General features: G+C 75.0%; 11 protein-coding genes. 10 read left to right on the forward strand and 1 reads right to left on the reverse strand.

The window, feature by feature from the left end:
- Nucleotides 1-95: 95 nt before the first annotated feature.
- From FHU30_RS30330 to FHU30_RS30345, 4 genes are all read left to right on the forward strand, one after another.
- Entirely contained in the window at nucleotides 96-359 is a 264-nt protein-coding gene (locus FHU30_RS30330) for a UBP-type zinc finger domain-containing protein (RefSeq protein WP_253880399.1), read from the forward strand.
- Nucleotides 359-1,885, forward strand: a complete 1,527-nt coding sequence (locus tag FHU30_RS30335; RefSeq protein ID WP_253880400.1) for an MFS transporter — start codon at nucleotides 359-361, stop codon at nucleotides 1,883-1,885. The genes FHU30_RS30330 and FHU30_RS30335 overlap by 1 nt, the downstream gene beginning before the upstream one ends.
- Before the next feature lie 105 nt (nucleotides 1,886-1,990).
- A complete protein-coding gene (locus FHU30_RS30340; protein ID WP_253880401.1) occupies nucleotides 1,991-2,869 on the forward strand; it encodes a LysR family transcriptional regulator in 879 nt (292 codons plus the stop codon).
- Between the two features lie 64 nt (nucleotides 2,870-2,933).
- Nucleotides 2,934-4,535, forward strand: coding sequence for a Na+/H+ antiporter (locus FHU30_RS30345; protein ID WP_253880402.1), 1,602 nt, complete (start codon nucleotides 2,934-2,936; stop codon nucleotides 4,533-4,535).
- A 106-nt stretch (nucleotides 4,536-4,641) separates the two neighbouring features.
- Here FHU30_RS30345 and FHU30_RS30350 read toward each other — a convergent pair whose 3' ends face one another.
- Nucleotides 4,642-5,562, reverse strand: a complete 921-nt coding sequence (locus tag FHU30_RS30350) for an Lrp/AsnC family transcriptional regulator (RefSeq protein WP_253880403.1) — start codon at nucleotides 5,560-5,562, stop codon at nucleotides 4,642-4,644.
- Between the two features lie 797 nt (nucleotides 5,563-6,359).
- Between FHU30_RS30350 and FHU30_RS30355 the strand changes: the two genes are divergently transcribed.
- The 6 genes from FHU30_RS30355 to FHU30_RS30380 all read left to right on the forward strand — a co-directional run bounded on the left by FHU30_RS30355 (nucleotide 6,360) and on the right by FHU30_RS30380 (nucleotide 13,909).
- Entirely contained in the window at nucleotides 6,360-7,796 is a 1,437-nt protein-coding gene (locus FHU30_RS30355) for a GuaB1 family IMP dehydrogenase-related protein (RefSeq protein ID WP_253880404.1), read from the forward strand.
- Nucleotides 7,797-8,059: 263 nt separating this feature from the next.
- On the forward strand, nucleotides 8,060-9,664 hold the full coding sequence (locus FHU30_RS30360) for an LCP family glycopolymer transferase (RefSeq protein ID WP_253880405.1): 1,605 nt from the start codon (nucleotides 8,060-8,062) through the stop codon (nucleotides 9,662-9,664).
- 19 nt (nucleotides 9,665-9,683) lie between these two features.
- Nucleotides 9,684-10,130, forward strand: a complete 447-nt coding sequence (locus FHU30_RS30365) for a hypothetical protein (protein WP_253880406.1) — start codon at nucleotides 9,684-9,686, stop codon at nucleotides 10,128-10,130.
- Nucleotides 10,131-10,218: 88 nt separating this feature from the next.
- Nucleotides 10,219-11,280, forward strand: a complete 1,062-nt coding sequence (locus FHU30_RS30370) for an enolase C-terminal domain-like protein (RefSeq protein WP_253880407.1) — start codon at nucleotides 10,219-10,221, stop codon at nucleotides 11,278-11,280.
- Complete coding sequence (locus FHU30_RS30375) at nucleotides 11,277-11,849, forward strand: P-loop nucleotide/nucleoside kinase family protein (RefSeq protein ID WP_253880408.1); 573 nt, start codon at nucleotides 11,277-11,279, stop codon at nucleotides 11,847-11,849. Before FHU30_RS30370 ends, FHU30_RS30375 begins: the two co-directional genes overlap by 4 nt.
- 53 nt (nucleotides 11,850-11,902) lie before the next feature.
- A complete protein-coding gene (locus FHU30_RS30380; protein ID WP_253880409.1) occupies nucleotides 11,903-13,909 on the forward strand; it encodes a sensor histidine kinase in 2,007 nt (668 codons plus the stop codon).
- The last annotated feature ends 8 nt before the right edge of the window (nucleotides 13,910-13,917 follow it).

A 13,917-nucleotide genomic window follows, 5' to 3' on the forward strand; every position in this document is an offset into this window, starting at 1 on the left:
CGCCGCCGGTGACCACGCCGCGCCGCTGAGCCCCGCGCGCGGCGAAGATCACCTCCGGCGTGACCGGGCTCGGGGCGGCATGCGACGATGCGGTCATGAGCACTTGTGAACACGTCGCGGGGCTGCCCGTCCCCGAGCCCGCCCCCCAGACGCCGGAGGGGTGCGAGGAGTGCCTGCGGGACGGGACCCGCTGGGTCCACCTGCGGCTGTGCCTGGAGTGCGGCCACGTGGGCTGCTGCGACTCGTCGCCGATGCGGCACGCGTCGGCGCACGCCGCCGACGCGAAGCACCCGGTCATCCGGTCGTTCCAGCCGGGCGAGGACTGGCGCTGGTGCTACGCGGACGAGATGATCGTCTGATGAGCGGGGTCCGGCTGTCGCAGCCGCAGGGCCGGTGGATCCTGCTGGCGACGGTGCTCGGGTCGGGCGTGGCGTCGCTGGACGCCACGGTCGTCAACGTCGCGCTGCCGAAACTGGCGGGCGACCTGGGCGCCTCGATGGCCGGGCTGCAGTGGACGGTCAACGCCTACACCCTCACCCTCGCCGGGCTGATCCTGCTCGGCGGGTCGCTCGGCGACCGGTTCGGCCGCCGCAAGGTGTTCGTGATCGGCGTGGTGTGGTTCGCGGTCGCCTCGCTGCTGTGCGGGGCGGCGCAGAACGTCGGGATGCTGATCGCCTCGCGGGCGCTGCAGGGCGTCGGCGGCGCGCTGCTGACCCCTGGCTCGCTGGCGATCATCCAGGCGTCCTTCGACAAGGACGACCGGCCGCGCGCGGTGGGCGCCTGGTCCGGGCTGTCCGGCGTGGCGGGCGCGATCGGGCCGTTCGCGGGCGGCTGGCTGGTGGAGGTCGCCGGCTGGCGCTGGGTGTTCCTGCTGAACGCGCCGCTCGCGGTGATCGTGGTGCTGGTCGCGCTGCGGCACGTCCCGGAGACCCGCGATCCGGAGGCGACCGGACGGTTCGACTTCGCCGGCGCGGTGCTGGCGGCGCTCACCCTCGCCGGGACGACCTACGCGCTCACCGAGGCGCCCAACAAGGGCTCGGGCGCCTCGGTCGCCGTCGCCGGGGCGGTCGGGATCGGCTGCGCGGTCGCGTTCGTCCTGGTGGAGCGGCGGCTGGGCCGTCCGGGCGGGCACCATCCGCAGCCGATGCTGCCGCTGACGATGTTCGCCAACCGGGAGTTCTCGGCGGTCAACGCGGTCACCTTCATCGTGTACGGCGCGATGGGCGTGATGTTCTTCCTGTTCGTCCTGAACCTCCAGGTGGTCGCGAAGTTCACGCCGATCGAGGCGGGCACGGCGCTGCTGCCGACGACGGCGATGATGCTGCTGCTGTCGTCGCGCGCGGGCGGGCTGGCGCAGAAGATCGGGCCGCGGATCCCGATGACGGTCGGGCTGCTGCTGGCCGCGGGCGGCATGGCGCTGGTGTCGCGGGTCGGCGCGCACGCCTCCTACTGGCGGGACGTCCTGCCCGGCGTGCTCGTGTTCGGGCTCGGCCTGTCGGCGATGGTCGCGCCGCTCACCGCGACGGTGCTGGCGAGCGCGGACGTCCGGCACGCGGGGATCGCCAGCGGGGTCAACAACGCGGTGGCGCGCGCGGCGGGCCTGCTGGCGGTCGCGGCGATCCCGCCGCTGGTCGGGCTGACCGGCGACGCCTACCGCGACCCGGCCAAGTTCTCGCACGGGTTCCACCAGGCGATGCTGGTCTGCGCGGGCATGCTGGTCGCCGGGGCCGTCCTGACGCTGTTCACCGTCAAGGAGGACACGCTGAAGGCCGCGCCGCCCTCGCAGAAGCCGGAGTGCAAGACGCACTGCGCGGTGGGCGCTCCCCCACTGGAGTCCGAGCACCCCGCCACGGCCGGCGCCGCCGCCGAAGCCGGGACGGCCTGACCGATTCGTCCGTGATGTCGTCACGGTCGGTGGCGACTTCGCGAATCTCGGGCCGATTCCGGCTATGTCCAGGACCGGATCAGTTCGTTGTCATACGGTCAGGGCATGAATCTGCGGCAGCTGCGCTATGTCGTGGCGACCGCCGACCACGGCACGATGACGTCGGCGGCCCAGGCCCTCTACGTGGCCCAGCCCGCCCTGTCCCGGGCGGTCCGGGAGCTGGAGCGCGAGCTCGGCGTCGAGCTGTTCGCCCGGTCCGGGCGGGGCGTGGTGCTGACCGCGGCGGGCGAGCAGGTCGTCCGGCACGCGCGGGTCGCGCTGTCGGCGGTCGAGTCGATCGAGAGCCTGTCGGCGGGCGGCGCCGGCGGCCGCGGCGCGGACCTGCGGATCGCGACCACGCTGTCGCTGGAGCCGGAGCTGACCGGGCGGCTGATCCCCCGGTTCGCGCGCGACCAGCCCGCCGTCCGGGTCCGGGTGGTGCGCTGCCCGGGCGCCACGCACGCGGCGGCGGCACTGCGGCAGGGCCGCGCCGACCTGGCGCTGACCGACCTGCCGGTGCCCGGCGACCTGGTCGCGCACCCGGTCGACCAGCGCGAGGTGGTGCTGGTGTCGCCGCCCGGGCTGAAGCTGCGCGAGCCGGTCCCGACCGCCGCGCTGAACGGGATGAAGCTGATCCTGCCCGCGCGCGGCACCGCGCCGCGCGCCGAGATCGACATGATGCTGGAGCGTGCCGGGGCGTCCCCGGTCGCCGCGGTGGAGTCGGAGGAGCGCGGCGCGTGGCTCGGCTGCGTCCGCGCGGGCATGGGCTCGCTGCTCTGGTACCGCAACCAGCTGGACGACACCGGCGGCCTCGCGGTCCGCTCGTTCATGCCGCCGCTGACCCGGCTGGTCGGGATCGTCCACGCGCACCGGCAGCTGCCTCCGGCCGCCCGCGACTTCCTGGCCTTCGCCAAGGACAACCCCCGCCCCGTCCACCACCCCTGACCTGCGCTCCTGACCCGCACTGCCGGCGGTCCGAGCGGTGCGGGGGGCGTGCCATGATCGGGGCGTGGAGACGACGCACGCCCTGTGGCTGCTGGCGGTGCCGGTGGCCGCCCTCGCCGTGGCCGCGCTGGCCCGCCGGACCCGGATCGCCGCGCCGCTGGCCCTGGTGATCGGCGGCCTGCTGCTCTCCTACGTGCCGGGGGTGCCGGACTTCCAGCTCGACCCGGAGTTCGTGCTGTTCGTGTTCATGCCGCCGCTGCTGTTCTCGGCGGCCTGGCAGAGCAGCTACGTCAACCTGCGCGACAACATCCGGCCGATCGCGCTGCTGTCGGTCGGGCTGGTGCTGTTCACCACGCTGGCGGTCGGCTGGGTGATGCACATGACCGTGCCGGGGCTGCCGCTGCCGGTCGCGCTGGTGCTCGGCGCGATCGTCGCGCCGCCGGACGCGGTCGCGGCCGTCAGCGTCGCGCAGCGGCTCGGGCTGCCGCGCCGGACGGTGACGATCCTGGTCGGCGAGAGCCTGTTCAACGACGCGACCGCGCTGACCGCCTTCCGGGTCGCGGTCGCCGCCGCGACCGGCGCCGGGTTCACCTGGCTGGACGGCACGGGCCGGTTCGCCTACGCGGCGGTCGCGGGCACGCTGGTCGGCCTCGTCCTCGGGCCGCCGCTGCACTGGCTGCGGACGCGGCTGCGCGACCCGCTGGTGGAGAACGCCGCCGCCGTCCTCGCCCCCTACGGCGCGTACCTGATCGCCGAGGCGGTGCACGCGTCCGGCGTGATCGCGGTGGTGGTCAGCGGCCTGTACCTCGGGCACCGGTTCACCGACTCGCCGGCGATCACCCGGCTCATCGGGCACTCGTTCTGGAAGGTCGTCGTCTTCCTGCTGGAGTCGGTGGTGTTCCTGCTGATCGGCCTCCAGCTGCCGCCGGTGCTGGACGCGGTGGCGAAGCGGTCCTGGACGAGCCTGACGTGGTGGGCGCTGGTGACCTTCGCGGTCACGGTCGTCGCGCGGTTCGCCTGGCTGTTCGCGGTGTCCTACGTGCCGTCCAAGCTGAACCCGACGCGGTCGGTGGACGACCCGCACTCGCCGGGCTGGCGCGGGCACGTGGTGGTCGGGTGGGCCGGGATGCGCGGCGTGGTGTCGCTGGCGGCGGCGTTCGCGATCCCGTTCACGACCCGGTCCGGCGCGCCGTTCCCCGACCGCGACCTGGTGCTGTTCCTGACCTTCACGACCGTCCTGGCGACGCTGCTGGTGCAGGGGCTCACCTTCCCCGCGCTGATCCGGATGCTGCGGATCCGCGGCGGCCGCGAGGAGTACACCGACACCGTCGCCGAGGCGGGCGCGCAGCACGCGGCGGCCTCGGCGGCGCTGAACCGGCTGGACGAGCTGGCCGCCGAGGAGGACCTGGACGAGGACGTGGTCGCGCGGCTGCGGCAGCTGGCCGAGCACCGGCAGCTGCGCGCCTGGGAGCGGCTCGGCGGCGGCACCGGCCCGGACGGCGGCGAGGTGCCGAGCGTGACCTACCGGCGGCTGCGCCGCGAGATGCTCACCGCCGAGCGCGCCACGTTCGTCAGGATGCGCGACGACCGCCGGATCGACGACGCGGTGCTGGCCCGCGTCCTGCACGAACTCGACCTCGAAGAGGCCTCCCTGCAACGCGACTGACCCCCGGCACCCGGGGCCGCAACCGAGCGCCGAGCCCGTACGACCGAGCGGCACCCGCGTATCGCGTGAGTGAGCCCCGGACGCCGGGGGCGTCCGGGGCCCGGGGTCAGGCCGGGGTGTCGCCGTTGGGCGGCTTGTCCGGCAGCTCGACGGCGTAGGACTCCTTGACCACGTCCAGGTGGTGCCAGGACTCGCGGACCGTCGCGCCGGGGATCGCCCGGACGGCGTCCAGCACCCCGACCAGCTCGGCCCGCGACGACGCCTCGGCCTGGCCGACGATGTCGTAGCGGCCGAACCCGGTGGCCAGGTACCGCACGCCCTCCTGCTCGGCGACGGCCTCGGCGACCCGGCGCAGCGCCCCGGTGACCACCAGCCCGAACCCGCCGAGCTCGGCGGCGCCGAGCGCGAGGGGGTCGGCCAGGCCGGTGACCTGGATGACGCCCGAGCGCATCAGCCGGACGACGCGGGCGCGGGTGGCCGCCTGCGAGAGCCCGATGATGTCGGCGAGCCGGGTGTAGGGGGCGCGGCCGTCGCGCTGCAGCTCCTGCAGCAGGCGCCAGTCGATGTCGTCCAGGCTGATCCGGTCCAGGGGGCGGACCACCGCGTGCGCGTCCCGGACGGTGGTGACGGTGCGGAACACCTCGGTGGCCTCCACGCCCGGCACCGACCGGATGTGGTCCACCTCGGCGGCGAGCGCGGCGTCGTCCCGGGTGCGGACCTGGGCGACCAGGTCGTGCGGCCCGGCGGTCAGCGCGGTGAACCCGACGGCGGGCCGCTCGGCGACCGCGGTGGCCACGTCGCGGGCGGGGCCCGCCACGGTGATCGAGACGTGCCCGACCGCCTCCGCCCCGACCACCGCCGAGTGCACGATGCCGACGACCCGGACCACCCCGGTCTCCAGCAGGCTCTGCACCCGTGCCCGCACTGCCGTGCGGGAAAGCCCCACCCGGTCGGCGAGCGCCTGGAAGGTCGCTCTGCCATCCCGCTGGAGCTCGCGGACGAGCACGGCGTCGACCGCATCCAGCACGGCTGTCCTCCTCGCGATGCGATGAAACTTTTTGTCGGAACTGCAAGATCATTCCATTTCACGGCGGTCTGCCGTCAAATATTGATCTTGCTCGTGTTCGCCGGTCCCGGCCGCCGTCGAAGCGTCGGCGTACGGCCCGCACGGCGACGAATGCGGGGCGGCGCGCGGGCGCGCGGGAGCGCAACGCGCCCCGCCGCACCGCGCGGGACGGCGCCCGGGCCGGACGCGCGCGGGCGTGGCGATCGTCACTCCCGCCCCGGCGGCGGGCATGCCGGACCGGGGCGACGAGCGTCACTGGCATGCGTTGGCTCCCGGTCTTCTGCTGTGACGCCTGCTACGGCGCATGGGCCGTCCGCGCGAGGCTCATGTAAGAAAAGTGCATCGAGCGCGCAAGAACGTCAAGAGGTGACTTCACAGAGAGCAAGGCCCCGTAAGCCCCGTGCCGCAGGGGTGTCCATGCTGGTCGGCAGCGGCCTGCGGCGGCCCGCGGAACCCAAGGGACGATCACCTCGCGGCCACGTTTTCGTCACCGTGCGAGACCTCGCCGTCCACCCCGCGCCCCTTGAGCCGCCCTTGAGCGCCCCTTGAGCGGCCCGCAGGCGCGCGCGCCGCCCGGCGCCGTGCGGACACTCCCGGACGGGTCCCGCGGCGGCTCAGCGGCGCCGTCACGAGCGGGAACGGCTGATCCAGGCGCTTGGTTCGAGTGATCTAGGCGCTTGGTTCGAGCATGGTCGGGTATGGCTCACAATGTACGGTGGCCCAGCCACCCGGAACCGCGATTGGTGTGTAGAACAGCCGTGCGCCTGTTGAACGGTGAGCGACCCGCTCACGATCTCACCTACAACGACGTCTTCATGGTCCCGCGCCGCTCGTCGGTCGGGTCCCGCCTCGAGGTGGACCTGTCCGCAGTGGACGGCAGCGGCACCACGATCCCGCTCGTGGTGGCGAACATGACGGCGGTCTCGGGCCGCCGCATGGCCGAGACCATCGCCCGCCGGGGCGGTGTCGCGGTGATCCCGCAGGACATCCCGGTGGACGTGGTGTCCGAGGTGATCTCCTGGGTGAAGTCCCGCGACCTGGTCGTGGACACCCCGATCACGCTGTCCCCGTCCGACACCGCCGGCGAGGCGCTGGCGCTGCTGCCCAAGCGGGCGCACGGCGCGGTCGTGGTGGTCGAGGACGACCGCCCGGTCGGGGTGGTGACCGAGGCCGACTGCATGGGCGTGGACCGGTTCGCCAACCTGCGCGATGTGATGTCGCGCGACCTGGTGACGCTGCCGGCGGGCATCGACCCGCGCGAGGCGTTCGAGCGGCTGCACGCCCGCGGCCACCGGCTCGCCCCGGTGGTGGACGGCGGCGGCCGCCTGGTGGGCGTGCTGACCCGCACCGGCGCGCTGCGCGCCACCCTGTACAAGCCCGCCGTGGACGCCGCCGGACGGCTGCGGATCGCGGCGGCGGTCGGGGTGAACGGCGACGTCGCCGGCAAGGCCAAGGCGCTGCTGGAGGCGGGCGCCGACCTGCTGGTGGTGGACACCGCGCACGGCCACCAGGAGAAGATGATCGGCGCGCTGCGCGCCGTCCGCGGCCTGGACCCGTCGGTCCCGGTAGTGGCGGGCAACGTGGTGACCGCCGAGGGCACCCGCGACCTGATCGAGGCGGGCGCCGACATCGTCAAGGTCGGCGTCGGCCCGGGCGCGATGTGCACGACCCGGATGATGACCGGCGTGGGCCGGCCGCAGTTCTCGGCGGTGCTGGAGTGCGCGGCCGAGGCGCGCCGGCTGGGCCGGCACGTCTGGGCGGACGGCGGCGTCCGGCACCCGCGCGACGTGGCGCTCGCGCTGGCCGCCGGCGCGTCCAACGTGATGGTCGGCTCCTGGTTCGCCGGCACCTACGAGTCGCCCGGCGACCTGCAGCGGGCCGCCGACGGGCGGCTGTACAAGGAGAGCTTCGGGATGGCCTCGGCGCGCGCGGTGCGGCTGCGCACCGCCGAGGACTCGCCGTTCGACCGGGCCCGCAAGGCGCTGTTCGAGGAGGGCATCTCCACCTCGCGCATGTTCCTGGACCCGCAGCGGCCCGGCGTGGAGGACCTGGTCGACTCGATCGTGGCCGGGCTGCGCAGCTCGTGCACCTACGCGGGCGCGCGGACGCTGGAGGAGTTCCACGAGGGCGCGGTGGTCGGCGTCCAGTCGTCCTCGGGCTATGCCGAGGGCATGCCGCTCGCCACGTCCTGGTAACCGTTCGCTCCGCTGACCTGCACTGTTTCCCCGGGGCGGCCGATCCGGGCCGCGCCGGGGGTACGGACATGATCGAATATTCCGTGCGGCGGGGGCCGTCCGGACGCGCGCAAGCCCGGCGAAGTGCCTATTCTTGGCGGCACTTGGCAGGAGCACGTACCGCACGTATTCGGACGACTACTTTCGCAACCTTGACCCGGATTTGCGCGTCCTAAATGTAGTTCTATGCCTGAATTGAGTGCGCGTAGGGAAGTGGAGCGTCCATGACGAGTCGACCGGCGCGGCGGAACCGCCGGAACGCGGAGGCGGGCCCGGGGCCGGACGAGGCGGCCGGAGGCTCCGCCGGCGACCCCGGGGACTCCGGGTCCGGCGGGCTCCCCCGCGCGCTGGGGCTCACCGCGGCCTCCACGCTGGTGTGGGGCGTGGCCCACCTGTGCACGGGCCGCCGCAGGTTCGGCGGGACGCTGGTCGGGCTGTTCGTCGCGCTGGTGGTCGGCCTGGCCGTCTGGTACACCGTCTACCGCCCCGACCTGCTGCACCTGGCCGTGCGCCCGGACCTGCTGTCGGCCGCGGCGGCCGGGATGCTGGTGGTCGGCCTGGTCTGGCTGTGCGTGATCATCCGCTCGTACCAGATCACCCGCCCGGGCGGCATGTCGGCGCCGGCGCGGACGGCGGGCGCGGCCGTGGTCGCGGTGCTGTGCTTCGCGGTCGCCGTCCCGGTGTCCTGGGCCGCGCACACCACCTACGTCGCGCGCTCGACCCTCACCAGCATCTTCCACGCCGGCGGCACCAACGGCGCCAAGGAGATCGACGCCAGCGACCCCTGGAACGGGCAGTCGCGGGTGAACGTGCTGCTGCTCGGCAGCGACTCGGCCTACGACCGCGAGGGCACCCGCACCGACTCCATGACGGTCGCCAGCGTCGACACCAAGACCGGCGAGACCGTCCTGCTCGGCATGCCGCGCAACCTGGAGCACTTCCAGATGCCGCCTGGCCCGGCCCGCGACCGCTTCCCCGACGGCTTCACCGGGGACGGCCCGGAGACGCCCGGGCTGCTCAACGAGGTCTTCCAGTACGCCGAGGACCACCCGGACATGGTGCCGGGGGTGGCCAAGAACCACCGCGGCCCGACGCTGCTGAAGCAGACCCTGGAGGGCATCCTCCACCAGCGCATCGACTACTACATCATGGTCGACATGTTCGGCTTCGCCGACATCGTGGACGCGGTCGGCGGCGTCAAGATCAAGATCACCCAGCCGATCCCGTACGGGCTGCAGGGCGGCGTGCTGCAGCCGGGCGACCGCGTCCTGCACGGCAAGGAGGCGCTCTGGTACGGGCGCTCGCGCACCGACAGCGACGACTACACCCGGATGGGCCGGCAGAAGTGCCTGCTGCGCGCGATCGCCCGGCAGGCCGACCCGACGACCGTGCTGACCCGCTTCGACAAGCTCGCCGAGGCCACCAAGCGGGCGATCTCCACCGACATCCCGCAGGAGCTGCTGCCGGCGCTGGTGAAGCTGTCGGAGAAGGTCAAGGACGGCGCGCAGATCAGCACCCTCGCCTTCGTCCCGCCGCTGATCAGCACCGGCAACCCCGACTTCGCGCTGATCCGCAAGCTGGCGGCCAAGGTGATGGAGTCCAACCCGTCCCCGTCGCCCTCGCCGTCGGGGTCGCCGTCGGGCTCGCCGTCGGACGCGGCATCGCCCGCCGGGTCCGGGTCGCCGTCGGCGTCCCCGTCGGACTCGCCCTCCGAGTCGCCCTCGGACACGCCGTCCGGCTCCCCCTCGGGAAGCGGCGGAGGCGGCACGGACGCGTCCGGGCACGACCGGGCCAAGCCGATCTCGCTCGACTCGATCTGCCCGTCGTGATCCGGGGAACACTCCCGGTGTGAGGGCGGTGCACCGCCTCCGGCGGATCGCGAACTGGGCGAACCTGTCGACCCCGCTCGGGCTGCTGCTCGCGCGGGCCGGCACCCGGCCCCGCGCGGCGCCGGCGCGGGGCCCGGAGGGGCTGCTGCTGGCGGGCGGCTACCGGCTGCCCGTGCCCGCGGCGCCCGCGTTCACGATGGGCAACGTGGTCATCGCGCGCGGCGACGCGGCCGGGCTGGCCGCCGATCCGCCGCTGCTGGCGCACGAGGCGCGGCACGCGACCCAGTACGCCTGGTGCCTCGGCCCGGTCATGCTGGTGCCCTACCTGGCCTGCGCGGGTGTGTCGCTGGTGGTCTGCGGGGACGCTGCCAGCTACAACCCGTTCGAGCGGCTGGCGGGGCTTTCCGACGGCGGGTACGAGCGCCGTCCGCCGCGTCCGCTGTTCCGGCGGCTGCTGCGCCGCTGAGGCGGCCCCCGGACGGGCGGTGGACGGGACGGGCCCGGCAGGGGGGATCATGGTGGGAACGGTTCGACGAGCGTGAGGACGGGTGCGGGTGCCCCAGATCGAGGGCTGTGAGACCTTCCGGGTGGCGATGCCGCGCGGGCGGCGGCCGGAGAGCATCCTGGTCCGGCTGACCGGCGCGGACGGCGCGGTCGGGTGGGGCGAGGTCGCGGTGCCCGAGGAGGCGGCGGGCGCCGGCCCGGCGTGGGCCGACATCGCCGAGCGGATGGCGCCGGCGCTGATCGGGCTGGACTGGGACCGTCCCGAGGACGTCTCGGCGGTCGCCGACCTCGGCACCAGCGGCGCCGCCGCCGCGGTCGACACCGCCTGCTGGGACCTGTGGTGCCGCGGGCGCGGCGAGCCGCTCGCGCACGCGCTGGGTGGCACCCGCACCTCCATCGTGACCGCCGCGCGGATCTCCCCCGACGCGATGCTGGACACCGTCGTGGGACGGGTGAACCGGGCGATCGGCGCGGGCCACACGCGGGTGACGGTGGAGATCCGGCCCGGCTGGGACGTGGAGCCGATCCGGGAGATCCGGGCGGCCTACCCGGCGCTGGCGCTGGTGGTGGACGGCCGGCACGGCTACACCGAGTCCTCCGCGCACCTGGACGCGCTGGCGGCGCTGGACGGCTACGGCGTCACCGCCGTCGAGCGGCCCTTCGACGCCGACGACCTGGCCGCGCACGCCCGCCTCCAGGGCCGGGTGGACGCCGCGGTCGCGCCCGACATCGGCGACCGCGACACCCTGGAGGCCGCGATCGACCTCGGCGCGGGCCGGGCGCTGAACCTGCGGCCCGCCCGGTTCGGCGGGCTCACGGCTGCGCGCTCGGCGCACGACCGCGCGTACGCGGCGGGCTGGGAGGTGTGGTGCACCGGCGCGGGCGCCTTCGGCATCGGGCAGGCCGCGGCGGTCGCGCTGGCGTCCATGCCGGGCGTGACGCTGCCCAGCGAGGTGACCGACCCGGCGGGCGGCCCGGTGTTCGTGACGCCGCCGGTCCGCTCGTCCGGCGGGGTGGTCGGCGTGCCGCTGACCCAGCCGGGCCTGGGGCACGTGATCGACGAGGACGCGATCGTCCGGCTGGCCCGCGAGCACCACCGCCTCCCCGCATGACGCGCACCGCGCCCGCCACCGTGTGGGTGGTGGCGGGCGCGCCGGGGGGCGGGAAGAGCACGGTCGCCGGGCTGCTGCTGGCGCGGCTGCGGCCCGTCCCGGCGCTGCTGGACAAGGACACCCTGTACGGGCCGTTCGTCGCCGCGACGCTCGCCGCGGCCGGGCGGGACCCGGGCGAGCGCGAGGGGCCCTGGTACGACGAGCACGTCAAGGCGCACGAGTACGCGGGGCTGACCGCCACGGCGCGGGAGATCCGCTCCTACGGCTGCCCGGTGCTGCTCAGCGGCCCGTTCACCGGCCAGATCCGCTCGCCGGAGCGGTGGGCGGCGTGGGTGGACGGGCTGGGCGGCCCGCCCGTCCGGCTGGTGTGGATCAGGTCGGACGCGGCGACGCTGCGGCACCGGCTGGAGGCGCGCGGGCTGCCGCGCGACGCGGGCAAGCTGGCCGGGTTCGGGGCGTTCACCGCCCGGATGCGCCCGGACGAGCCGCCACCGGTCCCGCACGACGAGATCGACAACCGGCTCGGCGCGCCCGTCCCGCTGGCCGAGCAGGTCGCGCACCTCACCTGACCTGGCCCTTTACGGCGGCGCGAGCTGCCATCCCCGGACGCTAGGGTCATTGAGTGACTTTTCGGGGGAATCTCACACTGGACGGGAGGACGGCGGCGAGCGGCCTGCGGGGAAGGCCGCCCGGGTGGCCGGGTCCCGCCGACGTCGGCGTGCCGCTGCTGCTCGTCCCGCCGCAGCTGGGCATCGCCGCGCTGATGTCCCTCGGCGACGACTTCCTGGTGCCGCGCGACCGGACGGGCTGGATCGCCCTGGTCGCGCTGGTGCTGTTCATGGACGCCGCGCTGGTCTGGCGGCGCGTCCGGCCGCTGCCGGTGCTCATGATGATCGTGGTCGTCGGGGACGCGGGCACCGTGATGATCCACGCCATGGAGGTCCCGGCGACCGACTTCGCGCTGTGGGTCGCGCTGTTCTCCCTGGCCGCGCACAGCGACCGGCGCAAGGCGCTCCTCGGCTGCGCGGCCGCATACGTGATCCACGAGGTCGCCGCCGCGTTCCGCGCGGACGGCGTCGGCGACTGGGCCCTGGACACGGTCGTGGACGCGCTGATGCTCCTGGCCCTCACCGCGCTCGGCCAGCTGCGCCGCCAGCGGCGGGCGCGCCGGGCCGGGCTGGCCGAGCAGCTGGCGGCGGCCGAGCGCGAGCACGCCGCCGCGGGCGCTGCCGAGCGCGAGCGGCTGGCCCGCGACCTGCACGACGTGGCGGGCCACCACCTGAGCGCGGTGATCGTGCACAGCGGCGCGGCCGCGGCGGTCCCGGACGCGGCGCTGGCCGCGCACGCGCTGGAGACCGCCGCCGGGACCGGCCGCGACGTGCTCGCGGCGCTGGCCCGGCTGGTGGACGAGGTCGAGCCCGAGGAGCAGGCCGCCGAGGGGCTGCCGGGGCTGCTGCCGCCGCTCTGCGAGGGGATCCGGCGGCTCGGCACGCCGGTCGCGCTCGACGTGGAGGGCCGCGCGCGGCGGCTGCCGCCGCAGGTGGTGACCGCGGCGTACCGGATCGTCCAGGAGTCGCTGACCAACGCGATGCGCTACGCCTCCGGCGCGGCGGTGGACGTCGCCGTCCGGTACCTGCCGGGCGCGGTGGAGATCGAGGTCGGCAACGGCCTGCCTGCGGTCGAGGGGTACGTGCCGCCGCTCGGGACCGGCCGGGGCGTCGCCGGGATGCGCTCGCGCGCCGAGGCGCTGGGCGGGACGCTGGACGCCGGGCCGCGCGCCGGCGGGGGCTGGCGGGTCCGGGCCGTCCTGCCGACGACGCTGGCGGACGGGCGGCGCGGCCACGGCTGGCCCGAGGTCGTGGACGGCGTCCTGATCGCCCAGTCGGTCCTGCTGCCCGCGTTCGTGGCGTTCGTCCCGCCCGAGCAGGTATTGCCCGGCTGGTCGGCCTGGTCGGGGATGCTGCTGGTTGCCGCGTTCGTCCTGCGCGCGCTGCCGCTGTGGTGGCGGCGGCACGCCCCCTACGCCGTGCTGGCCTGGACGACCGGTTTCGACGTGCTGTGGTCGGCGACGGCCGGGACGTCCCGGGCGGCCATGACCGGCCTGCTGCTCATCGGCGCGACCACGCTGGTCAGCGCCGTGTACGCGGTCGCCGCCTACGCCCGGCGCGGCGTCCCTGCCTGGCCCGCGCCGTTCGTCGCGGCGCTCGCCTGGGCCGCGACGCTCGCCGCCATGCTCGTCCGGCTGTCCGGCGGCTCGATGCTCGTGCCCGGCCTGCTCATCGGCTACGGCGCCGGTCTGGTGTGCTTCCTGCCCGCCTGGATCGTCGGCAAGGCCGTCGTGACGCGCGGGCACCGCTGGGAGAACGCGGCGCTGGAGACCATGGCGGCGCGCACCGGCGCGGCCGTCACGGCCGAACGGCATCGCGTCACGCAAGGGCTGCGCGGGACCGTCCTGGAGCGGACGGCCCGGTTCGTCCGGGTGGCCGAGGACGCCCTCGCCGACCCGGACGCCGACCATCCCGCCGCGCTCCGCGAGGTCGCCGAGCACGCGCGCGCCGCCCTCACCGACATGCGCGCCCTCCTGGACGCGCTCCGCCCGGCCCCCGACACCGAGCCCGCCTCCACCTAACGCCGGAC

The sequence above is a fragment of the Actinomadura rupiterrae genome, assembly GCF_024172125.1.
In the GTDB taxonomy this organism is placed as follows: Bacteria; Actinomycetota; Actinomycetes; order Streptosporangiales; family Streptosporangiaceae; genus Spirillospora; species Spirillospora rupiterrae.